The sequence below is a fragment of the Salmonella sp. NW884 genome (genome assembly GCF_051700745.1).
In the GTDB taxonomy this organism is placed as follows: Bacteria; Pseudomonadota; Gammaproteobacteria; order Enterobacterales; family Enterobacteriaceae; genus Salmonella; species Salmonella enterica.
The window spans coordinates 545,307-570,627 of the sequence record NZ_JAMMDE010000002.1; the positions used below are offsets into that span (position 1 = coordinate 545,307).

Consider the following 25,321-nt stretch of genomic DNA (forward strand, 5'->3'; position numbering starts at 1 on the left):
CGTAGGCCTGATAAGCAAAGCGCCATCAGGCGTTCATGCAGCGTTAATGCCGGATGTCGACGCAAATGCGTCTTATCCGGCTTACAGTATGCTGCCAACAGGCTGCTAGCATATACGAGGTAATGGTTCGGCGTGTGGCAAATCAAGGGTTCGCTTCACGCCATAGAGTCCGGCTAAGCGAACGCCTTTGCGTTCCACGACTTCGCCAATCAGCGCCGCATCACGTCCCAGCGGATGCGCGCGTAATGCCGCCAACGCCCGATCTGCGGCCTGCCGTTCAACGGCAATCACCAGTTTTCCTTCGTTGGCAAAGTTCAGGGCATCCAGCCCCAACAGCTCGCAGACGCCGCGCACGGCAGGTTTGAGCGGCAGTGCGGATTCGGACAATTCAATACCGTAACCGCAGGACGCCGCAAACTCATGGGCGACCGCATTCACGCCGCCGCGCGTGGCGTCACGCAATGCCTTCACTCCGTCAATATGACGCAGCGTCTGAATAAGCGGCGTTAATACTGCGCAGTCGCTCGCCAGCTCGCCATCCAGTCCCAGTTGCTCACGCAGGTTGAGGATAGTGGCGCCGTGATCGCCAAGCGTACCGCTGACTAACAGCACATCGCCAACGCTCAGCGTTTGCGCGCCCCAGCGAAGATCGGCGGGAATCGCCCCCATGCCGGCAGTGTTGATAAACAATTTATCCGCCGCGCCGCGCTGCACAACTTTGGTGTCGCCGGTTACAATGGCGATACCCGCTTCCCGCGCGGTCGCCGCCATGCTATTGACCACGCTTTTTAACGTCTCCATCGGCAGCCCTTCTTCAAGGATAAAGCCGCAGGAGAGATAGCGGGGGATCGCGCCGCTCACCGCTATGTCGTTCGCCGTACCGCAAATCGCCAGTTTGCCGATATTGCCGCCGGGGAAAAAGAGCGGATCGATCACATAGCTATCGGTAGAAAACGCCAGACGGTCGCCCTCCGCCGTCAGTTGCGCCAGCTCCAGACGCGCCTGATCTTCTTGTTCCGCCAGCCACGGGTTGGCAAAGGCCTCCATAAACAGGCTATTAATCAACTGTTGCATAGCCTGGCCGCCGCTGCCGTGGGCGAGTTGTATATTGTTCAAACTTCACACTCCTGCTGACGATACTGATACCAGGCGGCGCATGCGCCTTCGGAAGAGACCATCAGCGCGCCGAACGCGGTCTCTGGATTACATGTTTTACCAAATAGCGGGCACTGATGCGGCTTGCATCTGCCGGTCAGCACTTCGCCGCAGCGGGCGCGCGGATCGTCATAGACCTGCTGCGGCGCTGGGCGGAAATGCGCTTCGGCGTCAAAGCGCTGATACTCTGGCGTCAGGTGGACGCCGGAGGATTCAATCACGCCCAGACCGCGCCACTCGCTATCGCCATTAACGCAGAACACATCGGCGATGGCCTGCTGCGCCAGCATGTTTCCGGCATCCGGCACCACGCGACGGTATTGGTTTTCAACCTGGCTTAGGGCCGCTATTTTCTGCTCAACCAGCATGACCACGCCTTGCAGTAGATCAAGCGGTTCGAATCCAGCCACCACCAGCGGGCGATTAAAATCGGCGGCGATAAACTGGTACGCCTCGGTGCCGATGACCATGCTGACGTGGCCTGGCGCAAGAAAGGCGTCAATGCCGTTGTCCGGCTGCTCCAGTAGACTACGCAGCGTCGGGATCAGCGTAATGTGCTGGCAGAAAAAGTAGAAGTTTCGCACGTCACGCTGTTTTGCCTGCTGCAGCGTGATGGCGGTGGTCGGCATGGTGGTTTCAAAGCCCAGCCCGAAAAATACCACTTTGCGGGTCGGGTTATCCTGCGCCAGCTTCAGCGCGTCCATCGGAGAGTAAACAATACGGACATCCGCGCCGCGCGCTTTAGCCTGCAACAGAGAACCCTGTTTCCCCGGCACGCGCATGGCATCGCCAAAGGTGCAGAAAATCACCTCCGGATGGCTGGCGATTTCCACGCAACTGTCGATGCGTCCCATCGGCAGCACGCAGACCGGACAACCGGGGCCGTGAATAAATTCCACGTTTTCGGGCAGTAACTGATCGAGACCAAATTTAAAAATTGCGTGGGTATGACCCCCGCAGACTTCCATAATGCGCAACGGACGTTCGGCAGTGTAAGGAAGAAGGGCGGCGCGTTCACGCAGGTGTTCAATGAGCTGCATTACCTGTTCCGGCGCACGGTACTCGTCAACAAAACGCATTATCTCTCCTCACCATACAGCAGTGCGCCGACGTCCGGCTCAACATCAAACATATTTTGTAGCGCGTCGAGCGTGTCGCGCGCTTCCGCTTCGTTAATGACGCTCATGGCGAATCCGACATGAACCAGCACCCACTGACCCAGACGCGGCTGACCGTTTTCATCACAACTGCCGACTAATGTGAGATCGACGTCGCGCTGAATGCCGCAGACGTCAACTTTTGCCTGATTGCCGTCAATGGCGCGGATTTGACCCGGAACGCCTATGCACATCGCTGCGCCTCCAGCCAGGCCAGCCACTGATCCATGCCTTCGCCGCTGGTGGCGGAAATCAGGATAATTTCAATCTCCGGGTTCACTTCACGCGCGCTGGCGATGCACTTCTCAACGTCAAAATTGAGGTAGGGCAGCAGATCGACTTTATTGAGCAGCATGAGCGACGCAGCGGCAAACATATGGGGATATTTCAGCGGCTTATCTTCACCTTCGGTCACGGAAAGCACTGCGACTTTATGCTTTTCGCCCAGATCGAAGCTGGCCGGGCAGACAAGATTACCGACGTTTTCGATAAACAGAATACCATGGTCATCCAGCGGCAGGCGCGGCGCGGCGTCGGCGATCATTTGCGCGTCAAGATGGCAGCCTTTACCGGTGTTGACCTGAATGGCGGGCGTGCCGGTAGCGCGGATGCGGGCGGCGTCGTTCACTGTCTGCTGGTCGCCTTCAATTACCGCGCACGGTACACGGTCTTTCAATTTCATTAGCGTTTCAGTCAGCAAGGTGGTTTTACCGGACCCGGGGCTGGACACCAGGTTGAGGACCAGTTGCTGGCGGGCGGCGAAACGGGCGCGGTTGCGCTCAGCCAGACGATTATTTTTGTCCAGCACGTCGATTTCAACCTCCAGCATCCGCCGCTGACTCATACCAGGCGCGTGGGTTCCGGCTTCGCCGTGGCCGTAATGCAGATCGCCTTCTGCGGTCTGACTTGGGGCAAAGTCAGGCGTTTTAATGCCGGTAATATTCAGCGCCGGGCGAGCCGCTGGGGCAAAGGGCGCGCTACGAAACGCTGAGTGCGGATTATGTTCATCGCCTTCTATATAAAGGTTGCCTTCAGCGCAACCGCAAGTCGTACACATCGCTTACTCCTGATCTTTTTCTTGTTACAGGCTTTCTGCCGGATGGCGACGCGAGCGTCTTATCCGGCATTAATCTTCAGTTTCATCAATCTCTATGCGCCGAATTTGTAAGCCGTCATCGGCCACAATTCGCAGCGTATCGCTATGACATTGCGGACAACGACGTACACGGTGGGTTAACAACGTGACATATTGTTGACAATGCTCACACCAGCATTCGGCTTCCTGTTCTTCGAGGTGCAGTTTACAACCTTCTGCTATCGTGCCGCGGCATACCAGATCAAAACAAAAGGAAAGAGCGCTGGTTTCCACGCAAGAAAATGCGCCAATTTTGATCCAGACGGCTGTCACACGTTTTGCACCGTATGCTGAAGCCTGTTGTTCAATCAATTCCAGTGCCCGTTGGCAGAGGGTGATTTCGTGCATATCGCCTCCCGTAGTGGTTGCCCCTGTAAAGCAATATTTATGCCAATATTTTTATCCCCTGGCAGGTTAATGTCGACGATGACGAAATGACATGTCGTCACCGCGTCGAAACGGCAGTGACTGTGCTCGTCTGCCATTAAAAACAATAAGTTAAAAATTGGCATGGAAAATGCTTAACGCAGGCATCTCTGTTAAACGGGTAACCTGACATGACTATTTGGGAAATAAGCGAAAAGGCCGATTACATCGCGCAACGGCATCGTCGCCTACAGGACCAGTGGCATATTTACTGCAACTCGCTGGTTCAGGGGATCACCCTCTCGAAAGCGCGCCTGCATCACGCAATGAGCTGCGCGCCGGAAAGGGATCTTTGCTTTGTCCTGTTTGAGCACTTTCGTATTTACGTCGCGTTGGCGGATGGTTTTAACAGCCACACCATTGAGTACTACGTTGAAACCAAAGATGGCGAAGATAAACAATTGATTGCACAGGCGCAGCTCGATATCGACGGCAAGGTTGATGAACGGGTTAACAACCGCGATCGCGAGCAGGTGCTGGAGCACTATCTGGAAAAAATCGCCAGCGTTTACGACAGCCTCTATACCGCTGTAGAAACCAACTCGCCGGTTAATTTGCGTCAATTGGTAAAGGGACACAGCCCGGCGGTATAAGCCTGAGGCGTTGCCCGCTTTGATTCGCGATGTGGCGTTGCGCCATGTCATGAATGTTTTGGGGATGGGCGTGTCGATAAGTGTCGAAAATGACATTTCAACGGCATGTTTTCGTCAAAAATGACAATCACCTGAGGAATGCCTGGTGAATCGTTTTGTAATTGCTGACTCCACTCTCTGTATCGGCTGCCACACCTGTGAGGCCGCCTGTTCAGAGACGCATCGCCAGCATGGCCTGCAGTCAATGCCGCGCCTGAAAGTGATGCTGAATGAAAAAGAATCTGCGCCGCAGCTTTGTCACCACTGTGAAGATGCGCCATGCGCCACGGTATGCCCGGTTAACGCGATTAATCGCGTTGACGGCGCTGTCCAGCTTAATGAAAGCCTGTGCGTGAGCTGCAAACTGTGTGGTATTGCCTGTCCGTTTGGCGCTATTGAGTTTTCCGGCAGCCGTCCGCTGCATATTCCGGCGAACGCCAATACGCCGAAAGCGCCGCCCGCGCCGCCAGCGCCTGCGCGCGTCAGTACGTTGCTCGCCTGGGTGCCGGGCGTACGCGCTATCGCGGTGAAATGCGACCTGTGCAGCTTTGACGAGCAAGGCCCGGCCTGTGTGCGGATGTGCCCGACTAAAGCGCTACACCTGGTGGATAACACGGATATCGCCCGCGCCAGCAAACGTAAACGTGAGCTGACGTTTAATACCGATTTTGGCGATCTCTCCTTGTTTCAGCAGGCTCAGAGTGGGGATGCATAATGAGTTCACTTTCACTGATTACTAGCGGCGTCGCGTGGTTTGCCGCCGCCGCCGTTCTGGCGTTTCTGTTTTCGTTTCATAAAGCGCTGAGCGGCTGGATTGCCGGTATCGGCGGCGCGGTCGGCAGCCTGTGTACGGCAGGCGCGGGGTTCACCGCGCTGACCAGCGCCGTTACGGTTAGCGGCGTGATGCCGTTTACCGGTCACATGCTGCAAATTACGCCGCTGAATGCTATCTGGCTGATTACGCTGGGGCTGTGCGGTCTGTTCGTCAGCCTGTTCAATATCGACTGGCATCGCCATCCACAGGTAAAAGCCAACGGACTGTTGATCAACCTGCTGATGGCGGCAGCCGTCTGCGCCGTGGTCGCCAGTAATCTGGGGACGATGGTGGTGATGGCTGAAATCATGGCGCTCTGCGCCGTGTTCCTTACCGGCGGTAGCAAAGAGGGCAAACTGTGGTTTGCGCTGGGCCGTCTCGGTACGCTGCTGCTGGCAATCGCCTGCTGGTTGGTGTGGCAGCGCTACGGCACGCTGGATCTGGGGCTGCTGGATCAACGTGCTCAGCAACTGCCGCTGGGCTCCGATATCTGGCTGCTCGGCGTTATCGGTTTTGGTCTGCTGGCCGGGATTATCCCGCTACACGGTTGGGTGCCGCAGGCGCACGCCAACGCCAGCGCTCCCGCCGCCGCGCTGTTCTCGACCGTGGTGATGAAAATCGGGCTGCTGGGCATTCTCTCGCTATCTCTGCTTGGCGGCAATGCGCCACTGTGGTGGGGCGTGGCGCTGTTGGTGCTTGGGATGATCACCGCCTTTGTCGGCGGTCTGTACGCGCTGATGGAGCATAACATTCAGCGCCTGCTGGCCTATCACACGCTGGAAAATATCGGCATCATTTTGCTCGGTCTGGGCGCAGGCGTTACCGGGATTGCTCTCAATCAGCCGGTACTGATCGCGCTGGGTCTGACCGGCGGGCTCTATCATCTGCTGAACCATAGCCTGTTCAAAAGCGTGCTGTTTCTGGGCGCGGGCAGCATCTGGTTCCGTACCGGTCATCGCGACATCGAAAAACTGGGCGGTATTGGTAAACGGATGCCGGTTATTTCTATCGCCATGCTGGTCGGTCTGATGGCGATGGCGGCGCTGCCGCCGCTGAACGGCTTTGCCGGCGAGTGGGTGATTTACCAGTCCTTCTTCAAACTGGGCAACAGCGGCGCGTTTGTTGGTCGTCTGTTAGGACCGCTGCTGGCGGTTGGCCTGGCGATTACCGGCGCGCTGGCGGTGATGTGTATGGCGAAAGTTTACGGCGTGACGTTCCTTGGCGCGCCGCGCACGAAGGAAGCTGAAAATGCCAGCTGCGCGCCGATCCTGATGGGCGTCAGCGTGGTGGCATTGGCGGTTTGCTGCGTACTGGGCGGGGTTGCCGCGCCGTGGCTGCTGCCGATGATTTCCACTGCGGTACCGTTGCCGCTGGAAACCGCGCACACCACCGTATCGCAGCCGATGATCACGCTGCTGTTGGTCGCCTGTCCGCTACTGCCGTTCATCATTATGGCGATGTTCAAAGGCAACCGTCTGCCGTCGCGTTCTCGCGGCGCGGCCTGGGTGTGCGGCTACGACCATGAGCAGTCGATGGTGATTACCGCGCACGGTTTCGCCATGCCGGTGAAAGAGGCCTTTGCCCCGGTACTCAAACTGCGTAAATGGCTGAACCCGGTATCGCTGGTGCCGGGCTGGCAGAACGCGGCAGCCGCGGGGCTGTTCCGTCGTCTGGCGCTGATTGAGCTGGCGGTGCTGGTGGTGATTGTGGTTTCACGAGGAGCCTGAAAATGAGTGTGTTTTATCCGTTAATTCAGGCGCTGGTGCTATTTGCCGTTGCGCCATTGCTGTCCGGTATTACTCGCGTGGCGCGCGCCCGTCTACACAATCGCCGTGGGCCGGGCGTGTTGCAGGAGTACCGCGACATTATCAAACTGCTCGGTCGTCAGAGTATTGCGCCCGCTGATTCCGGCTGGGTTTTTCGCCTGACGCCGTTTGTGATGGTCGGCGTGATGCTGACTATCGCCACCGCGCTGCCGGTCGTCACCGTTGGATCTCCGTTGCCGCAACTGGGTGATTTAATCACCCTGATTTATCTGTTCGCGATTGCGCGCTTCTTCTTCTCTATTGCAGGCCTGGATACCGGCAGTCCGTTCACTGCGATCGGCGCCAGCCGTGAAGCGATGCTCGGCGTGCTGGTGGAGCCGATTCTGCTGCTGGGTCTGTGGGTAGCCGCGCAGGTTGCGGGTTCAACGCATATCAGCAATATCGCCGATACCATTTATCACTGGCCTGTCGCGCGCAGTATTCCGCTGATTCTGGCGCTGTGCGCCTGCGCCTTCGCCACCTTTATCGAAATGGGCAAGCTGCCGTTCGACCTGGCGGAAGCGGAGCAGGAGTTGCAGGAAGGGCCGTTGACCGAATACAGCGGTAGCGGCTTTGCGGTGCTGAAATGGGGCATCAGCCTGAAACAACTGGTGGTGCTGCAAATGTTCGTCGGCGTGTTTTTGCCGTGGGGACAGATGGAAACCTTCAGCGCAGGCGGACTGTTACTGGCGCTGGTGATTGCCGTCGTCAAGCTGATTGTCGGCGTACTGGTGATCGCCCTGTTTGAAAACAGCATGGCGCGACTGCGTTTTTGCGCCACTTCACGCGTGACCTGGGCCGGTTTTGGGTTTGCGTTTTTAGCCTTCGTCTCCTTGCTGGCGGCGTGATTTAAGAGAGTTTGAGCATGTCTGAAGAAAAATTAGGTCAACAATACCTTGCGGCGCTGCACCAGGCGTTTCCGGGCGTCGTGCTGGACGAAGCCTGGCAGACCAAAGATCAGCTGACTATTACGGTAAAAGTGAACTATCTGCCGGAAGTGGTGGAGTTTCTTTACTACCAGCAGGGTGGGTGGCTGTCGGTGCTGTTCGGTAATGACGAACGCCAGTTGTGCGGCCACTATGCCGTTTATTACGTGCTGTCGATGGAGCAGGGCACGAAGTGCTGGATTACCGTCCGCGTTGAAGTGGATGCCAATAAGCTGGAATTCCCATCCGTTACGCCGCGCGTGCCGGCTGCCGTGTGGGGTGAGCGCGAAGTACGCGACATGTACGGTTTAATCCCGGTCGGTCTGCCGGACGAGCGCCGTCTGGTGCTGCCGGACGACTGGCCGGATGAACTCTATCCGCTGCGTAAAGACAGCATGGATTATCGTCAGCGCCCGGCGCCGACCACCGATGCGGAAACCTACGAGTTCATTAACGAGCTGGGTGACAAGAAAAATAACGTGGTGCCGATTGGCCCGCTGCATGTCACTTCCGATGAACCGGGCCACTTCCGTCTGTTCGTCGATGGCGAAAACATTATCGACGCCGACTACCGTCTGTTCTATGTCCACCGCGGCATGGAAAAACTGGCGGAAACCCGTATGGGTTATAACGAAGTGACGTTCCTGTCGGATCGCGTGTGTGGTATCTGCGGCTTCGCCCACAGCACCGCCTACACCACTTCCGTGGAAAACGCGATGGGCATTCAGGTGCCGGAGCGTGCGCAAATGATCCGCGCTATTCTGCTGGAAGTGGAACGCCTGCACTCGCACCTGCTGAACTTAGGCCTCGCCTGCCACTTCACCGGCTTTGACTCCGGCTTTATGCAGTTCTTCCGCGTGCGTGAAACCTCCATGAAGATGGCGGAGATACTGACCGGGGCGCGCAAAACTTACGGACTGAACCTGATCGGCGGGATTCGCCGCGATCTGCTCAAAGAAGACATGATCCAGACCCGTCAACTGGCGCAGCAGATGCGTCGTGACGTGCAGGAGCTGGTGGACATGCTGCTGAGCACGCCGAATATGGAACAGCGTACCGTGGGTATCGGCCGTCTGGACCCGGAAATTGCCCGCGACTTCAGTAATGTCGGCCCGATGGTGCGCGCCAGCGGCCACGCCCGCGACACCCGCGCCGACCACCCGTTTGTCGGCTACGGTCTGCTGCCGATGGAAGTACATAGCGAGCAGGGTTGCGACGTGATTTCTCGTCTGAAAGTCCGTATCAACGAAGTCTACACCTCGCTGAATATGATCGATTTCGGTCTGGATAATCTGCCGGGCGGCCCGCTGATGGTGGAAGGATTCACCTATATTCCGCACCGTTTTGCGCTCGGCTTCGCTGAAGCGCCGCGTGGTGACGATATCCACTGGAGCATGACCGGCGACAACCAGAAGCTGTACCGCTGGCGCTGCCGTGCCGCGACTTACGCCAACTGGCCGACGCTGCGCTATATGCTGCGCGGCAACACCGTCTCCGACGCGCCGCTGATTATCGGCAGCCTCGACCCGTGCTACTCCTGTACCGACCGGATGACGGTGGTCGATGTGCGTAAGAAGAAGAGCAAAGTCGTGCCGTACAAAGAACTTGAGCGCTACAGCATTGAGCGTAAAAACTCGCCGCTGAAATAAGGAATCGCCATGTTTACCTTTATCAAAAAAGTTATCAAAACCGGCACGGCGACCTCGTCTTATCCGCTGGAGCCGATTGCGGTTGATAAAAACTTCCGCGGCAAGCCGGAACATAATCCGCAGCAGTGCATCGGTTGCGCCGCCTGCGTTAATGCCTGCCCGTCGAACGCGCTGACGGTGGAAACCGATCTTGCGACCAATGAGCTGGCGTGGCAATTCAATCTTGGCCGCTGCATCTTCTGCGGCCGCTGCGAAGAAGTTTGCCCGACGGCGGCGATCAAACTGTCGCAAGAGTACGAACTGGCAGTGTGGAAGAAAGAAGACTTCCTGCAACAGTCCCGCTTTGCGCTGTGCAATTGCCGCGTGTGCAATCGTCCTTTCGCCGTACAGAAAGAGATTGACTACGCCATTGCGCTGCTTGCGCACAACGGCGACAGCCGCGCGGAAAACCACCGCGAAAGCTTTGAGACCTGCCCGGACTGTAAGCGTCAGAAATGCCTGGTGCCGTCCGACCGTATTGAACTGACTCGCCATATGAAAGAGGTCAGCTAATGAGCAATTTATTAGGCCCGCGTGACGCCAACGGCATTCCGGTACCGATGACGGTGGATGAATCCATCGCCAGCATGAAGGCGTCTCTACTGAAAAATATTAAGCGTTCGGCATACGTTTACCGCGTGGACTGCGGCGGCTGTAACGGCTGTGAAATCGAAATTTTTGCGACGCTTTCGCCGCTGTTTGATGCCGAGCGTTTCGGTATCAAAGTGGTACCGTCGCCGCGTCATGCCGATATTCTGCTGTTTACCGGCGCGGTGACCCGCGCCATGCGCTCTCCGGCGCTGCGCGCCTGGCAGTCGGCACCGGACCCGAAAATCTGTATCTCTTACGGCGCCTGCGGCAACAGCGGCGGCATCTTCCATGATCTGTACTGCGTCTGGGGCGGTACCGACAAAATCGTCCCGGTGGATGTGTACATTCCGGGGTGCCCGCCAACGCCTGCCGCCACGCTGTACGGATTTGCAATGGCGCTTGGCCTGCTGGAGCAGAAAATCCACGCCCGCGCGCCGGGTGAGCTGGACGATCAGCCCGCAGAGATCCTGCATCCGGATATGGTGCAGCCGCTGCGCGTGAAGGTGGATCGCGCGGCGCGCCGGCTGGCGGGTTATCGCTATGGTCGTCAGATCGCCGATGATTACCTGACACAGTTGGGGCAGGGCGAGCAGCAAGTGGCGCGTTGGCTGGAAGCGGAAAACGATCCGCGTTTAACCGAAATTGTCACCCATCTCAATCATGTTGTTGAAGAGGCGCGTATCCGATGAGCGAACAGGTGGTGTTCAGTCAACTGAGCCGTAAGTTTATTGATGAGAACGATGCGACGCCTGCCGAGGCGCAGCAGGTTGTCTATTACAGCCTGGCGATTGGTCACCACCTGGGGGTTATCGATTGTCTGGAGGCCGCGCTCACCTGCCCATGGGATGAGTATCTGGCGTGGATCGCCACCCTGGAAGCCGGTAGCGATGCCCGGCGTAAAATGGAAGGCGTGCCGAAGTATGGCGAGATCGTTATCGATTTCAACCATGTGCAAATGCTGGCGCGCGCGTTTGATGAGGCGCGCGCCGCGCAGACCCCGCAGCAGCAAGAATGGAGCAAACTGATGCTCAGTATGCTGCATGACATTCATCAGGAAAGCGCCATCTACCTGATGGTGAGGAGGCTTCGTGACTGACGTTTTACTCTGTGTCGGTAACAGTATGATGGGCGACGACGGCGCAGGCCCGTTACTGGCGGAAATGTGCGCGGCGCAGCCGAAGGGCAACTGGGTTGTCATCGATGGCGGCAGCGCGCCGGAAAACGACATTGTGGCGATTCGAGAGCTGCGCCCGCAGCGTCTGTTGATTGTCGACGCCACCGATATGGGACTTAATCCGGGCGAGATCCGCATTATCGATCCGGATGATATCGCCGAAATGTTTATGATGACCACCCACAATATGCCGCTCAACTACCTTATCGATCAGCTGAAAGAGGATGTCGGCGAGGTGATTTTTGTTGGTATCCAGCCGGATATCGTCGGGTTTTATTATCCGATGACTCAACCGATTAAGGACGCGGTAAACATCGTCTATCAGCGCCTGGAAGGCTGGCAGGGAAACGGCGGATTTGCCGCGCTGGAAGCGCCGGAGGCGTAAAATGCGCACATATTTAGGGAGAATTTGTGTTACACGGCAAAGGTTGTAAGAAGGACGTGAAGATTATCGTATGGAGCGGACTGCTATTTCTCTGCCTCGCCGCACGCGCACTGGCCACCGGTGTTGTCGGTTACCTGCCGATGAGTGACGGTGAATATGCGCAAAAGCGTGCGCTAAAGCCTCTGTTGACCCTGCCTTATTCTGTATCGCCCGACCAGACATGGCATTTTCGCCAGGTCGGAGTCAGTGGCGTGACGCTACTGCCGGAGCCGAAAAAAGATAACGAATGGCGGATTAGCGGAAAAGACAGAGCCGGTAATTCGTGGGTTGTCCCGGTGGGAATGCTGATTAATTTGGCGGGTAATGCGCAATTTTATCGCGCTGACCTCGATCGTAACGGCATTCAGGATCTGGTTATCTGGTTGGGTAATCCTGGGTTGGGCCTGGCGCCGAGCGCGCAATACATCATTTTCACCTTTCTCAATAATGGCCGCCCCTGCGTCTTTGAACCGTGGGGGTTTTATACCGCCACCGATACTGGCGTCGATGATTTGCTTGATTTACAGGGCAATGGGCGCACGCAACTGTTGGATATGCAGTTTGACTCAGGCTACTGGATAACCAATTTATATCAGGTGAAGGACGCCCGCTGGCAGCGCGTACACGGCTGGTTTGGCCGGTTGAGTTATCCGGCGCTGACCCGTTTTAATCACTATCCTGGCCGTAAATTAATTATCAAACCTATTGCCGGAAGGAATCCGCAAACGGATGATCTTTCCCTTACGCAGCGCTGTTTAATACGCGGTAACGTATTGCCAGGCGTTAATCAGGATTGATGCCAGTTGCGGTGCAGAGTTGGCTGGCTATCACTGCAAATCTTGACCACCACTGGCGACATTACGTGTCATCGACACTTGTGACGATGACACGTAAATGCTCACGAAAATAGAAAGAATATTCTTAAATAACAATGAAATAAAAATTGGCACGATTCGTGTATATATCGGCACATCATCTGTTATTGCTGGAGAATTTGATGAACCGTTTCATCATTGCAGACGCGAGTAAGTGCATTGGTTGCCGTACCTGTGAAGTGGCTTGCGTCGTATCCCATCAGGAAAATCAGGATTGCGCATCGCTGACCCCTGAAACCTTTTTACCTCGTATCCATGTCATCAAAGGCGTGAACGTTTCCACGGCAACGCTGTGTCGCCAGTGTGAAGACGCGCCGTGCGCCAACGTTTGCCCGAATGGCGCCATCAGCCGTGACAAAGGCTTTGTTCATGTGATGCAGGAACGCTGCATTGGCTGTAAAACTTGCGTAGTGGCATGTCCTTACGGCGCCATGGAAGTGGTGGTACGTCCGGTGGTTCGCAATAGCGGCGCGGGGCTGAACGTGCGTGCCGAAAAAGCCGAAGCCAACAAGTGCGATCTGTGTCACCACCGTGAATCCGGTCCGGCCTGTATGGCCGCTTGCCCAACGCACGCCCTCATCTGCGTGGACCGCAATAAGCTTGAACAGTTGAGCGCGGAAAAACGCCGTCGTGCGGCGCTGGATTCAACGGCATCGCTGCTTTTCTGATTTCTGCGATTGCGCGTAGAATACGCCACAAAGCATTGCCGGATGGCGGCATCAATGCCTTATCCGGTCTACGGTCCGTGCGGTTGTAGGCCTGATAAGCGTCGCGCCATCAGGCATCCGGGTTCGATGATGGCGGGAAAATAAGATGGCGATAGACACACCTTCCGGCGTACAGCTACGCATTCGGGGCAAAGTACAGGGCGTCGGTTTTCGTCCTTTTGTCTGGCAGCTGGCGCAGCAGTTGCGATTACACGGCGACGTGTGTAATGACGGCGACGGCGTCGTCGTTCGGCTGCTGGAAGAACCGTCGCAATTTATTGCCGCGCTCTATCAGGATTGCCCGCCGCTGGCGCGCATTGATAGCGTTGAACACGCGTCGTTGGTATGGGAGCGCGCGCCGACGGATTTCGCCATTCGTCAGAGCGCAGGCGGTTCGATGAACACGCAAATCGTGCCGGATGCGGCGACCTGCCCGGCATGTCTTGCCGAGATGAATACCCCAGGCGAGCGGCGCTACCGTTATCCTTTCATCAATTGCACCCACTGCGGACCACGCTTCACCATTATTCGCGCTATGCCCTATGACCGGCCATTTACGGTGATGGCGGCGTTTCCCTTGTGTCCGGAATGCGACAGCGAATACCGCGATCCGTACGATCGCCGTTTTCATGCCCAGCCCGTTGCCTGTCCGTCATGCGGGCCGCATCTTGAGTGGCGGAGCCAACATGAGCGAGCGGAAAAAGAGGCGGCTTTGCAGGCGGCGGTCGCCCAACTGAACGCCGGAGGCATTATTGCCGTTAAAGGGCTGGGTGGTTTTCATCTGGCCTGCGATGCGCGCAACGATAACGCAGTGGCGATGCTGCGGGCGCGTAAACATCGCCCGGCGAAACCATTGGCGGTGATGTTGCCCACGGCGCAAACGCTGCCGAGCGCGGCACGTTCGCTGCTGACCACGCCAGCGGCCCCGATTGTACTGGTGGATAAGCAGTATGTACCTTCGCTGAGTGAGGGCATCGCGCCAGGGCTTACGGAGGTGGGCGTGATGCTGCCCGCCAACCCATTGCAACATCTCTTGTTGCAGGCGCTCAATTACCCGCTGGTGATGACATCCGGCAACCTGAGCGGCAGACCGCCCGCCATCACCAACGAACAGGCGCTGGACGATTTACACGATATTGCCGATGGTTTTCTGTTGCACAATCGCGACATTGTACAGCGCATGGACGACTCTGTTGTGCGCGACAGCGGTGAAATGCTGCGTCGTTCGCGGGGATACGTGCCGGACGCGATTGCGTTGCCGCCCGGATTTCGCGATGTGCCGCCGATACTTTGTCTGGGCGCGGATCTGAAAAATACGTTCTGTCTGGTACGCGGCGAACAGGCGGTTGTCAGCCAGCATTTGGGCGATCTCAGCGATGACGGTATCCAGGCGCAGTGGCGCGAGGCATTGCGTCTGATCCAGTCAATCTACGATTTTACCCCAGAGCGTATCGTCTGTGATGCGCATCCGGGCTATGTTTCCAGTCAGTGGGCCAGTGAGATGCGTCTGCCGACAGAGACGGTGTTACACCATCATGCCCATGCGGCGGCTTGCCTGGCCGAGCATGGTTGGCCGCTGGACGGCGGAGAGGTGATTGCCCTGACGGTAGACGGTATCGGCATGGGCGAGAATGGCGCGCTATGGGGCGGAGAATGTCTGCGGGTCAATTATCGCGAATGCGAACATTTAGGTGGTTTACCCGCCGTGGCGCTGCCGGGAGGCGATCTGGCTGCCAAACAGCCGTGGCGTAATCTGTTAGCGCAGTGCCTGCGCTTTGTGCCGGACTGGCAGGATTACCCGGAGACAGTGGAGCTGCAACAGCAAAACTGGAATGTCCTGGCGCGCGCCATTGAGCGCGGCGTCAATGCCCCGTTGGCCTCTTCCTGCGGGCGGTTGTTTGACGCGGTGGCTGCCGCGCTTCGCTGCGCGCCAGCATCGCTTAGCTATGAGGGCGAGGCCGCCTGCGCGCTGGAGGCGCTGGCCTCTCAATGCGCTAACGTTGAGCATCCGGTAACGATGCCGCTTAACGGCGCTCAACTGGACGTCGCCGTTTTCTGGCGGCAATGGTTGAACTGGCAGGCCACGCCCGCGCAACGCGCCTGGGCTTTTCATGATGCGCTGGCGTGCGGGTTTGCCACGCTAATGCGCCAACAGGCTACGGCGCGGGGGATAACCACTCTGGTCTTCAGCGGTGGGGTGATACACAACCGCTTACTTCGCGCGCGTCTTGCCTTTTATCTTTCTGATTTTAAATTGTTATTTCCGCAGCGGTTACCGGCGGGCGACGGCGGGCTGTCGTTTGGACAGGGCGTGATTGCCGCAGCGCGAGCATTAAGGGAAGTGTAGGGCACCGGATGGCGGCTGCGCCTTATCCGGCCTGTAAACAGATGCTCACTCGTAGGCCGGATAAGACGCGAAGCGGCGCCATCCGGCATCACAGGCTTATACGAACAACGTTTTCAGCAGTGCAAAGGCCTCTTTCATGCGGTCTTCACTCACCACAAAGGCGCGTAGTTGGCCTTCTCCGCTCATGCCTTTGGCAATCATACCGTCAGATTCTGCGGTAATCTGCCAGCTCAAATCGCGGCGCTGAGTTTCTCCCGCCAGATGCAGCGGCAGTTCCGGCGTTTTGACTTTGACCAGCATCGCCGGTAGCTTCAGCGGCGCGTTGCCGCCAAGCAGATTTTTCGCCAGGTACATCGCGCTTAACTGGATTGGTTGCAGGAAGGGCAGCACCTGACCGTTGATCTCCGCGCAGTCGCCGATCGCATAAATATCCGGGTGACTGGTCTGTAGATAGCTATCCACGCAGACGCCGCGGTTGACGACTACCCCGGCGCGGCGCGCCAGAGCGGTTTCCGGGCGTAAGCCGGTGGCGGCAATCACCGCATCGACCTCAATACTATGCTGGCTTACCAGCGTAGCGCGGATACCGGCTTCGGTTTTCTCCAGTTTTTGCAACTGCGATTTCAGCAGCAGATGCACCCCCATATCGGTCAGGTGATGCTGTAAGCGACTGCTCACTTCCGGTGGCATCAGTGAGGCGAGAAGGCTGGCGGCGTTATCCATCAGCGTTACCGTTTTCCCGGCGCGGCAGAAATCCATTGCTAATTCACTGCCAATAAGACCGCCGCCGACAATCAGCACTCGCTGCGCGTCGCGCAGTTGTGTCTCACAGGCGCGGTACTCCTGCTGGCTATTCAAAGTAAGCATTAACTCACGTCCTGCAATCGGCGGCACAAAGGCTGCCGCCCCGGTCGCCAGTACCAGCTTGTCGTACTGCCACTGCTTATCCTGACTTTTCACCACATGGGCATCGGCATCAATGTCAGCAACCCAGGTATGCGGGAACAGTCGCAGATTAAACTGTTCAGCAAATTCCCCCGCTAACTGACGGGTGAGATCATCGGCGCGCTGCGACTGGCTGATAACGTGGCTGAGATCGGGCTTGTTGTACTCATCCATGCTGTCCGCCGCAATCAGGGTTAACGGCACATGCACATCTTGTTTACGGATATTTTTGACGAGCTGGCGGGCGGCGAAGCCCGACCCAATAATGATGATCCCCCGACTCATTTTGCCTCCGTCGCCAGTACGTCGAACACGTCTTTACCTAATGAACATTCCGGGCACAGGAAGTTATCCGGCACCTCGCTCCACGGCGTACCCGGCGCGACATCCTGCAACGGCTCGCCCAGCGCAGGGTCGTAAATCCACTGGCATACGCTGCATTGCATTTTAGGACCGAGGTCTGCGGCGGCGCAGGTTGTGATTTCTTCGGCTGGCGCGGTTTTCTGCGTGGTTTCCGGCAGCGGAGCAAGCGCCCACTGACGCGCGATGTCGCGACCATGCTGACGGCACAACTCCAGCGCATCCAGATCCGGACGCCATTTCGCTTTCAGACTCAGGGACATTTCAAAACCGGCATCCTGTAAGCGCGTGGACAGTCGATCCACCGCGCCGCCGCTCCAGCCATGAGAACCGAAGGCGCTGGCGCGTTTGTTGCGAAAGCGCAGGCCGGTCATCTCTTCCACCAGACCAGCGATTTTCGGCATCATCACGTTGTTCATGGTAGAAGTGCCGACCAGCACGCCTTTCGAACGGAAGACGTTGGTCAATATTTCATTTTTATCGCTGCGGGCGACGTTAAAGATTTTGACCGCCACGTTGGGGTCCACTTCATTGATACCCTGTGCGATGGCATCCGCCATCATGCGAGTATTGTTCGACATGGTATCGTAGAAAATAGTGATACGATCTTCCTGATAATCTGCCGCCCATTTCAGATACAGCTCCACGATTTGCGTTGGGTTGTCGCGCCATACCACGCCGTGTGAGGTGGCAATCATATCCACCGGCAGGTTGAAGCCGAGGATTTCGGTAATTTTTGGCGTTACCAGACGGCTGAACGGCGTCAGGATATTGGCGTAGTAGCGCTGGCATTGTTCAAACAGTTCAGTTTGGTCCACTTCATCATTGAACAGGCGCTCGTCGCAGTAGTGCTGACCAAAGGCGTCGTTGCTGAATAACACCGCGTCGCCGGTCATATAGGTCATCATGCTGTCCGGCCAGTGCAGCATCGGCGTTTCCACGAAGATCAACTGCTTGCCGTTGCCGATATCCAGCGTATCGCCGGTTTTCACCACCTTAAAATTCCATTCCGGGTGATGGTGATGGCCGTTGATAGAGTCAATGGCGTTGGCGGTACAGTAGATAGGCGTGTCCGGGATCTGCGCCATCAGTTCGGTCAGCGCGCCTGCATGGTCTTCTTCGGCATGGTTAATGATGATGTAGTCGATATCCGCGAGGTCGATTTCACTGCGCAGGTTTTGCACAAACTCACGGCTAAACTTATGATCGACGGTATCGATCAGCACATTCTTTTCTTCACGAATGAGATAGCTGTTATAGCTGCTGCCGCGCAGCGTTTTGTATTCAGTGCCGTGAAAATCACGTACTTCCCAGTCGCGCTGGCCAACCCAATGAATATTATTTTTAACCAGAATAGACATAACCACCTCAATTCATTCAACGTTTACAAAAAGTTGTTTTGCTTATTGCAGCTAGTGTGCCAACTTTTCATCTTATTGATTTGTATTGAGTTATATTTGTTTTGTATTTTTGATGTAGTCAAAAAGACTATAAATGATGCTGTCAATATGACACTATAGGTTGTCAAAATGACAATGAGGTAACCATGAGTTTTTCCGTGGAGGTATTGGCGGGCATCGCCATTGAGTTACAACGCGGCATTGGGCATCAGGATCGTTTTCAGCGGCTGATTACTACGCTGCGTCAGGTGCTGGCGTGCGACGCCTCGGCGCTGTTGCGTTATGAATCACGACAATTTATTCCACTGGCGATTGATGGCCTGGCGCAGGACGTCCTCGGCAGACGTTTTACCCTGGAAGGGCATCCGCGCCTGGAAGCCATCGCCCGCGCGGGGGACGTGGTGCGTTTTCCGGCTGATAGCGATTTACCCGATCCGTATGACGGGTTAATTCCCGGACAGGAAAGCCTGAAAGTCCACGCCTGTGTTGGTCTGCCGCTGTTTGCCGGACAGAACCTCATCGGTGCGCTGACCCTTGATGCTATGACGCCGGAGCAGTTCGAGGTATTTAGCGATGAAGAACTACGGCTTGTCGCCGCGCTGGCCGCCGGGGCATTGAGTAATGCGCTGTTAATTGAACAACTGGAAAGCCAGAACATGCTGCCGGGGTCGTCAGGCGTGTTTGAACCGATAAAAGAGACACACATGATCGGCCTGTCGCCGGCGATGACGCAGTTGAAAAAAGAGATCGAGATTGTGGCGGGCTCCGATCTTAACGTGCTGATCGGCGGTGAAACGGGGACTGGTAAAGAGCTGGTGGCGAAAGCTATTCACCAGGGCTCCCCCAGAGCGGTCAATCCGCTGGTCTATCTCAACTGCGCCGCGCTGCCGGAAAGCGTGGCGGAGAGCGAGTTGTTTGGTCATGTAAAAGGGGCTTTTACCGGGGCTATCAGTAATCGTAGCGGTAAGTTTGAAATGGCGGATAACGGCACGCTGTTTCTGGATGAGATTGGCGAACTGTCGCTGGCGCTACAGGCCAAGCTACTTCGCGTGTTGCAGTATGGCGATATTCAGCGCGTCGGCGACGATCGTAGCCTGCGCGTGGATGTGCGGGTGTTGGCGGCGACCAACCGTGACCTGCGTGAAGAGGTGCTGACGGGGCGTTTTCGCGCCGATCTGTTCCATCGCCTGAGCGTTTTCCCGCTCTTTGTGCCGCCGCTGCGCGAGCGCGGCGATGATGTGGTGCTGCTGGCGGGCTATTTTTGCGAGCAGTGCCGGCTGCGGCTGGGGCTGTCCCGCGTGGTACTGAGTCCCGGCGCGCGCCGCCATTTGCTCAACTATGGCTGGCCGGGCAACGTCCGGGAGCTGGAACATGCCATTCACCGTGCGGTTGTACTGGCGAGAGCGACCCGGGCAGGGGATGAGGTGGTACTGGAGGAGCAGCATTTTGCCTTGTCAGAGGACGTTTTACCCGCGCCGTCTGCGGAAAGCTTTCTGGCGCTGCCGGCCTGCCGCAATTTGCGCGAATCGACGGAGAACTTCCAGCGAGAGATGATTCGCCAGGCGCTGGCGCAAAATAATCACAACTGGGCGGCCAGCGCGCGGGCGCTGGAAACCGACGTCGCCAACCTGCACCGGCTGGCGAAACGTCTGGGACTGAAGGATTAGATAATCCCCGCCTGGTAGAAATCCTGTAGGTTAATGGCGCCGGTGAGTTTGCCGTTTTCATCGACCACTGGCGCGGCGGTAATTTTGCGTTTCATCAGGAGCTCTTTGGCGTCAATGGCGCGGCTTTGCGCCTGGAGCGTAATACCGTTGGGCGTCATGGCTTCGCTTACCGGCGTGGTGAGCGCGCCGCCGCCCACCAGCCAGCGACGCAGGTCGCCGTCGGTAAAGACGCCTTTCACAACATGTTGCTCATCGCAAACCGCCACCAGCCCCAGCCCGGTACGGCTAAGTTCCAGCATGGCATCCATCACGCTGGTGGCGAGCATTACCTGCGGTATTGCATCGCCCTGGCGCATCAGGTGATGCACATTATTGAGCAAACGCGCGCCCAGTGCGCCAGCCGGATGCGAACGGGCGAAATCTTCTTCGTTAAAACCGCGCGCCTGCATGACCGCCATCGCCAGCGCATCGCCCATCATCAGCGTATTGACGGTACTGGACGTTGGTGCCAGATGCATCGGGCAGGCTTCACGCTCGACGGAAATATCCAGAACGGCTTTTGCCGCTCGCCCCAGCGGAGAGTGAGGTTTACCGGTCATCGCCAGCAGCGCGACGGATTTATCTTCCAGACGCGGGATGATGAGGTCGAGTTCTTTTGCACCGCCGGAATAGGAGATAAATAACATCACGTCGCGGCTTTCAATCATCCCCAGATCGCCATGCAGTGCTTCCGCCGGATGAACAAAAAAAGCGGGAGTACCGGTACTGGCAAGCGTCGCGGCGATTTTTTTACCAATATGACCTGACTTGCCAATGCCGGAAACGATCGCTTTGCCTTCACAGTGAATAATGATATTGGCGGCGCGGACAAAATCATCGCCCAGACGCTCCGGCAGACGGCTGGCTTCCTGTAGCTCCAGCATTAAGGTCTGACGGCCCGCGTTTAGTAGTGCATCACTCATTGCTTTCTCCGGTTATGATTACTTCAATCCCTTTTGCTTCCAGCGCCTGACGAAATGCCGGATCGATACCCGCGTCCGTGATCAGTTTGTCGACGGTTTCCAGACTGCACACCACATTGGGGCTTTTACGACCAAATTTTGAGGAGTCCGCCATCAGAATCACCTCGCGTGCTGCATTGCACATTGCGTTACTGACGGTGTAAACCTCATTGAACGTGGTCACACCGACGTTCAGGTCAATACCGTCAGTTCCCATGAAAAGTTTATCAAAGCTGAATTGCTCAAAGGCGTTTTCCGCCAGTTGACCGTGAAACGACGCCGATTTTTTACGGAAGGTGCCGCCGGGCATCAGGATAGTTTGTTCGTTGTCCAGTTCCGATAGCGCGTTAACAATATGGAGGCTGTTGGTCATCACCGTGATGTTGCTAAAACGCGAAAGCAACGGCACCATCTGTAACACGGTACTTCCGGCGTCCAGAATAATGGAATCGCCATCATGGATATATTTCACAGCGGCTGCGGCTATCAGCGCTTTTTTGTGGGTGTTGATAAGCGTTTTGTGATCAATAGGCGGATCGGACTCTTCTTTATTCAACACCACGCCGCCATAGGTGCGGATGACGGTTCCGGCATTTTCCAGAATGACCAGATCTTTACGGATAGTGGTGCCTGTCGTGTCAAAGTACTGGGCCAGTTCTTCAACCGAGCATTTTCCCTGTTTTTGCAGGTGCTCCAGAATCGCGGCCTGACGCTGACGAGGTTTCATAGGCGTGATTACCCTGACTTATGTATTTACCCGTCATACTTCACGCTGCATGTGCGTTGGCTTTCCTCGCTCACCCCGGTCACGTACTGATGTACGCTCCTGGGATTCACTGCGTCGCCGCCTTCCTGCAACTCGAATTATTTAGGGTATTGGTTGCAAAATGATAATTTCGCAAGCTATACGCATTCACAACGAAATTACCCATGTTTCAGTTTAAGCGCCAATGATAGTGCATTCTGCGCGAGCGAATCATGGGGAAAGATCACATCAGGCTGTAATTCATGCAAATGTTTTCCTTGCATTGCGGCAATTTTAACCGGTCTGGCGAATACCGTAAGGCCTTTCATCAATAAAGTGTCCGTCACCCGCTGCTGTTCGTCCAGCGCCACGGCAACCACCACCCGGGGCTTAAAACGCCCGCCGGAGCGCCCGACGCCGACCCGCCCCTGTTGGCTAAGTTTATCGAAAGCCCGATTAAAGCGGGAAATCTGCCAGCCGCCCAGCGCCAGCTGCGCACACCAGGCGATAACGGCGACGGTAATCAGAGTGGAAACCATAATGTGCTCCTGTTGTTTTGCCTGATGGCGCGTAACCGTCTTATCCGGCCTACGGCGCCATCCGGCAATTCACGGTCAGAACATCACTTGACCGCCGGTTACGTTGATCGACTGCCCGGTGCAATAAGACGCTTTCGGGCTGGCATAAAATAGCAGCATGTTCAGCACATCCTGATAATCACACCCGCGTTTGAGCGGTACTTTATCAATGTAATACTGTTCCACCTCGTCGGGCTTAATGCCCAGTTTAGTGGCGTATTGCGGCAGCAGTGACTGGAACATTGGCGATTTCAACAGGTTGCCGAGCATCAACGAGTGTACGGTAATGCCGTATTCCGCCAGATCCAGCGCCAGAGACTGGGTTAACCCCACGCCGCCGAATTTCGCCGCGCTGTAGCCGGAGTTGTGTTTACTGCCCACTTTGCCGGATTTAGAGTTAATCTGAATAATGCGCCCCTGAATGCCGTCGCGGATCATCAGGCGGGAAAACTCACGGGCGCAGAGGAAATAGCCCACCAGATTCACCTGTAGCGAGCGGTCAAAATCGCCCAACTGGAAATCGCTGATAAACGCCGCTTTGGCGATACCCGCGCTGTAAACCAGCAGATCGACGCGCCCGAAAATCTCGTCTACGCCGCGGGACAGCGCCAGCACGCTCTGCTCGCTGGTAGCGTCGGCGCCAAAACCGTACGCCATACCTTCGCCAAAATCGGCGTTAATTTCCTGGGCGACATTCGCGGCTTTATCGCTTTGAATATCAACGACCGCCACGCGGTATCCTTCTTCTGCAAGCCCACGGCAAAGGAATGCCCCCAGGGTCTGGCCTCCGCCAATGACAACGGCAACTTGATTCATGTTTTTTCTCCTTAAGCGACAAACGTCAAAATACAGCCCGGCGCGATATCGTCCGGTACAGGCCCCGCAACGTGTACGGTGCCGGGAAATTCCGCTTCGCGCAGACCATCGAAGCGCAAAGTGATATGCCCCAGTTCACGCAGGTTTTGCTCGGCTACGCTGCCGACCGCCGTGACCGGATAGCAATGTTGGCCCAATTCACACCGCGCGCCAGGCTGCAGCGCGCCGGTCAGTTCGCCATGACAATGGATGAAGCAAAATTCTTCGATATCCGCCGGCGCGCCTTCCCGAAACGTAATCAGCATCTGTTCGCCGAGCGCTTCCTTCGCGCTCTGGCCGATACGGGTGATGGTGGTTTGATAAATCACGCTCATGTCTGAACCTCTTATTGATAGATAAAGCCGGAAACAAACCAGGCGATAAGTACCGTGGGCGCGCCAGTCAGGAAGCGTCCGACCAGCACAGAAGGTACGCCGACGCGAACGGTGTCTTGTTTCGCTTCCGCCAGCGACAGGCCGACCGGGATAAAGTCGCAGGCCGCCTGCGCGTTAATCGCGAACAGGGCGGGAAGCGCCAGATGCGGGGGGATATTGCCCAGGCCTATCTGAACGCCGATCAGGACGCCAATGACCTGAGCGATAACCGCGCCAGGGCCGAGAAAGGGCGACAGCAGCGGGAAAGAGCAGATCAATGCCAGCGTCACCAGCCCCAGTGGATGGCTGGCTAATGGCGCCAGGCCGTGGGCGATCCAGTCACCAAGACCTGAGGCCATAATGATGCCGATCAGCGCCGAAACGAACGCCATAAACGGCAGGATTGTTTTCAGGACCGTATCAATGGTGTCGCGACCGGACTGGAACAGTACCGCCACGGCGGAGCCCATTCCCATACCGACTTTTGCCAGCAGCCCGTCGCTCTGCTCGGTGATTTTTTTGCTGGTGTCGTAGTCACGTCCTAATGTCGTTTTGGCAGGCTGAGGACTGGCAGGCGTTTCGCCGACAAGAGTAATGTTTTCTTCTTTTACGCCGGAGACATAAATATCCTCAACAATATACTGCGCCAGGGGGCCGGACTTACCCGTCGAGTGAATATTAATGGTTGGAATCCGGCGTTTCGGATAGATACCGCAGCGCAGCGTACCGCCGCAGTCGATAATGGCCGCGCCGATCTCCGCTTCCGGTGGTTCGCCTTCTTTAAAGCCGTCCACCGCTTGCCAGCCTGTTAGTTGCGCCAGTTTGTCGACGATCGCCGGGCGCGTACCGGCTGTGATATAGACGATCTTTTTGCCTGGCGTAACGTCCAGTTCAAGCGGGCCGCCCCAGCCGCCGGCGCCTTTCTCAATACGAACCCGTGTCATGATACCGCTCCTGTCAGATGAACTTTCTGCTCAAGTTGAATCCCCATTTTTTTCTCAAAAATAGCGGTGGTGAGATCGGTGACCCAACCGCGGAAGAAGTTCGTCACCAGACCTACCAGCAGATAGCTCACCGCGAGCGGGCCGAGAGGAAGCCCTAACGTGGTGAGTCCGCTGGCGATACCCAGATAAACAAACAGTTCGCCGGGATTGATATGCGGAAACAGACCGTTCATGGAGTGACAGCTATAGGAGGCCGCCGCGTAATAGCTCGGCTTGTACTTCTCCGGCATAAAGCGTCCCAGACTCAGGGTCATCGGATTACAAAAAACAAACGTTCCGATAAACGGTAAAAGCAGGTAGCGGGATAGCGGATTTCCGGCGCAGCGTTGGGCAAAACGCTCAATACGCTGCTGGCCGATAAAATTGATGAGCGCATTCATGATAACCAGCAGGCTTATCAGTAGCGGAAGAATACCTGTCACCATACCGGTAAACACCTCTCCGCCTTTCTGGAATAACCCGATGAACCACTCCGCACCATGTGTAATGGTTTCGATCATTGTTCTCTCCTGTAGGGTTTTTAGTTTTCTTGCTAA

27 protein-coding genes are annotated in these 25,321 nt (G+C 56.5%); 13 read left to right on the top strand and 14 right to left on the bottom strand.

All coding sequences use genetic code 11. The features are described 5' to 3' along the window. Positions 1-105 precede the first annotated feature (105 nt). From hypE to hypA, 5 genes are all read right to left on the bottom strand, one after another. Positions 106-1,116 (bottom strand): hydrogenase expression/formation protein HypE, encoded by a 1,011-nt coding sequence (hypE, locus tag NA197_RS07120; RefSeq protein WP_064042851.1) that lies wholly within the window; start codon positions 1,114-1,116, stop codon positions 106-108. Continuing rightward, a complete protein-coding gene (gene hypD, locus NA197_RS07125) occupies positions 1,113-2,234 on the bottom strand; it encodes a hydrogenase formation protein HypD (RefSeq protein WP_001212962.1) in 1,122 nt (373 codons plus the stop codon). Before hypD ends, hypE begins: the two co-directional genes overlap by 4 nt. Next, the gene (hypC, locus tag NA197_RS07130) at positions 2,234-2,506 is read right to left on the bottom strand and encodes a hydrogenase 3 maturation protein HypC (protein WP_000334871.1); all 273 of its coding nucleotides are present in this window, start codon (positions 2,504-2,506) and stop codon (positions 2,234-2,236) included. The genes hypD and hypC overlap by 1 nt, the downstream gene beginning before the upstream one ends. Then, a complete protein-coding gene (gene hypB, locus NA197_RS07135; protein ID WP_000337636.1) occupies positions 2,497-3,369 on the bottom strand; it encodes a hydrogenase nickel incorporation protein HypB in 873 nt (290 codons plus the stop codon). Before hypB ends, hypC begins: the two co-directional genes overlap by 10 nt. A gap of 69 nt (positions 3,370-3,438) precedes the next feature. After that, the gene (gene hypA / locus NA197_RS07140) at positions 3,439-3,795 is read right to left on the bottom strand and encodes a hydrogenase maturation nickel metallochaperone HypA (RefSeq protein ID WP_000544461.1); all 357 of its coding nucleotides are present in this window, start codon (positions 3,793-3,795) and stop codon (positions 3,439-3,441) included. Positions 3,796-4,004: 209 nt separating this feature from the next. On the opposite strand from hypA, the gene hycA reads away from it, so the two are divergent. The 12 genes from hycA to hypF all read left to right on the top strand — a co-directional run bounded on the left by hycA (position 4,005) and on the right by hypF (position 15,856). Then, positions 4,005-4,466 carry a formate hydrogenlyase regulator HycA gene (gene hycA, locus NA197_RS07145; protein WP_000158074.1) on the top strand — a complete coding sequence of 154 codons (462 nt, stop codon included), beginning with the start codon at positions 4,005-4,007 and terminating at the stop codon, positions 4,464-4,466. A 145-nt stretch (positions 4,467-4,611) separates the two neighbouring features. Beyond that, entirely contained in the window at positions 4,612-5,220 is a 609-nt protein-coding gene (gene hycB / locus NA197_RS07150; protein ID WP_371062070.1) for a formate hydrogenlyase subunit HycB, read from the top strand. Then, on the top strand, positions 5,220-7,046 hold the full coding sequence (gene hycC / locus NA197_RS07155) for a formate hydrogenlyase subunit 3 (protein WP_023233663.1): 1,827 nt from the start codon (positions 5,220-5,222) through the stop codon (positions 7,044-7,046). Before hycB ends, hycC begins: the two co-directional genes overlap by 1 nt. A gap of 2 nt (positions 7,047-7,048) precedes the next feature. Then, complete coding sequence (locus NA197_RS07160; RefSeq protein WP_000110563.1) at positions 7,049-7,972, top strand: respiratory chain complex I subunit 1 family protein; 924 nt, start codon at positions 7,049-7,051, stop codon at positions 7,970-7,972. A gap of 17 nt (positions 7,973-7,989) precedes the next feature. Continuing rightward, entirely contained in the window at positions 7,990-9,699 is a 1,710-nt protein-coding gene (gene hycE / locus NA197_RS07165) for a formate hydrogenlyase subunit HycE (protein WP_001288155.1), read from the top strand. Between the two features lie 9 nt (positions 9,700-9,708). Then, positions 9,709-10,251: a formate hydrogenlyase subunit HycF gene (gene hycF / locus NA197_RS07170; protein WP_000493767.1), complete on the top strand. Its 543-nt coding sequence runs from the start codon at positions 9,709-9,711 to the stop codon at positions 10,249-10,251. Then, positions 10,251-11,018: a formate hydrogenlyase subunit HycG gene (hycG, locus tag NA197_RS07175; protein ID WP_000067419.1), complete on the top strand. Its 768-nt coding sequence runs from the start codon at positions 10,251-10,253 to the stop codon at positions 11,016-11,018. The genes hycF and hycG overlap by 1 nt, the downstream gene beginning before the upstream one ends. Next, positions 11,015-11,425: a formate hydrogenlyase maturation HycH family protein gene (locus tag NA197_RS07180; RefSeq protein WP_000003725.1), complete on the top strand. Its 411-nt coding sequence runs from the start codon at positions 11,015-11,017 to the stop codon at positions 11,423-11,425. Before hycG ends, NA197_RS07180 begins: the two co-directional genes overlap by 4 nt. Continuing rightward, on the top strand, positions 11,418-11,888 hold the full coding sequence (gene hycI / locus NA197_RS07185; protein ID WP_000132984.1) for a hydrogenase maturation peptidase HycI: 471 nt from the start codon (positions 11,418-11,420) through the stop codon (positions 11,886-11,888). Before NA197_RS07180 ends, hycI begins: the two co-directional genes overlap by 8 nt. A gap of 26 nt (positions 11,889-11,914) precedes the next feature. Continuing rightward, entirely contained in the window at positions 11,915-12,724 is an 810-nt protein-coding gene (locus NA197_RS07190) for a hypothetical protein (protein WP_001582124.1), read from the top strand. Positions 12,725-12,924: 200 nt separating this feature from the next. Then, positions 12,925-13,470: an electron transport protein HydN gene (gene hydN, locus NA197_RS07195; RefSeq protein WP_001078792.1), complete on the top strand. Its 546-nt coding sequence runs from the start codon at positions 12,925-12,927 to the stop codon at positions 13,468-13,470. 145 nt (positions 13,471-13,615) lie between these two features. Beyond that, positions 13,616-15,856: a carbamoyltransferase HypF gene (gene hypF, locus NA197_RS07200; RefSeq protein WP_064042850.1), complete on the top strand. Its 2,241-nt coding sequence runs from the start codon at positions 13,616-13,618 to the stop codon at positions 15,854-15,856. Between the two features lie 96 nt (positions 15,857-15,952). On the opposite strand, the gene norW is transcribed toward hypF, so the two are convergent. Together norW and norV are read right to left on the bottom strand one after the other, a co-directional pair. Further along, the gene (gene norW / locus NA197_RS07205; protein ID WP_064042849.1) at positions 15,953-17,086 is read right to left on the bottom strand and encodes an NADH:flavorubredoxin reductase NorW; all 1,134 of its coding nucleotides are present in this window, start codon (positions 17,084-17,086) and stop codon (positions 15,953-15,955) included. Continuing rightward, positions 17,083-18,522, bottom strand: coding sequence for an anaerobic nitric oxide reductase flavorubredoxin (gene norV / locus NA197_RS07210; RefSeq protein ID WP_000026007.1), 1,440 nt, complete (start codon positions 18,520-18,522; stop codon positions 17,083-17,085). Before norV ends, norW begins: the two co-directional genes overlap by 4 nt. 185 nt (positions 18,523-18,707) lie before the next feature. On the opposite strand from norV, the gene norR reads away from it, so the two are divergent. Then, entirely contained in the window at positions 18,708-20,228 is a 1,521-nt protein-coding gene (gene norR / locus NA197_RS07215; protein WP_023240235.1) for a nitric oxide reductase transcriptional regulator NorR, read from the top strand. On the opposite strand, the gene gutQ is transcribed toward norR, so the two are convergent. The 7 genes from gutQ to srlA form a co-directional block, all read right to left on the bottom strand. Further along, complete coding sequence (gutQ, locus tag NA197_RS07220) at positions 20,225-21,190, bottom strand: arabinose-5-phosphate isomerase GutQ (RefSeq protein ID WP_064042848.1); 966 nt, start codon at positions 21,188-21,190, stop codon at positions 20,225-20,227. The two genes, norR and gutQ, sit on opposite strands and share 4 nt — an antisense overlap. Then, positions 21,183-21,956, bottom strand: coding sequence for a glucitol operon DNA-binding transcriptional repressor SrlR (srlR, locus tag NA197_RS07225; protein ID WP_000804536.1), 774 nt, complete (start codon positions 21,954-21,956; stop codon positions 21,183-21,185). Before srlR ends, gutQ begins: the two co-directional genes overlap by 8 nt. Before the next feature lie 197 nt (positions 21,957-22,153). Continuing rightward, positions 22,154-22,513 carry a transcriptional regulator GutM gene (gene gutM / locus NA197_RS07230; RefSeq protein WP_000255198.1) on the bottom strand — a complete coding sequence of 120 codons (360 nt, stop codon included), beginning with the start codon at positions 22,511-22,513 and terminating at the stop codon, positions 22,154-22,156. Positions 22,514-22,588: 75 nt separating this feature from the next. After that, the gene (gene srlD / locus NA197_RS07235; RefSeq protein ID WP_001077372.1) at positions 22,589-23,368 is read right to left on the bottom strand and encodes a sorbitol-6-phosphate dehydrogenase; all 780 of its coding nucleotides are present in this window, start codon (positions 23,366-23,368) and stop codon (positions 22,589-22,591) included. An 11-nt stretch (positions 23,369-23,379) separates the two neighbouring features. Beyond that, entirely contained in the window at positions 23,380-23,742 is a 363-nt protein-coding gene (srlB, locus tag NA197_RS07240) for a PTS glucitol/sorbitol transporter subunit IIA (protein ID WP_000111553.1), read from the bottom strand. Between the two features lie 11 nt (positions 23,743-23,753). Continuing rightward, the gene (gene srlE / locus NA197_RS07245; protein WP_000199039.1) at positions 23,754-24,725 is read right to left on the bottom strand and encodes a PTS glucitol/sorbitol transporter subunit IIB; all 972 of its coding nucleotides are present in this window, start codon (positions 24,723-24,725) and stop codon (positions 23,754-23,756) included. Next, entirely contained in the window at positions 24,722-25,285 is a 564-nt protein-coding gene (srlA, locus tag NA197_RS07250) for a PTS glucitol/sorbitol transporter subunit IIC (RefSeq protein WP_000573335.1), read from the bottom strand. The genes srlE and srlA overlap by 4 nt, the downstream gene beginning before the upstream one ends. Positions 25,286-25,321 lie beyond the last annotated feature (36 nt).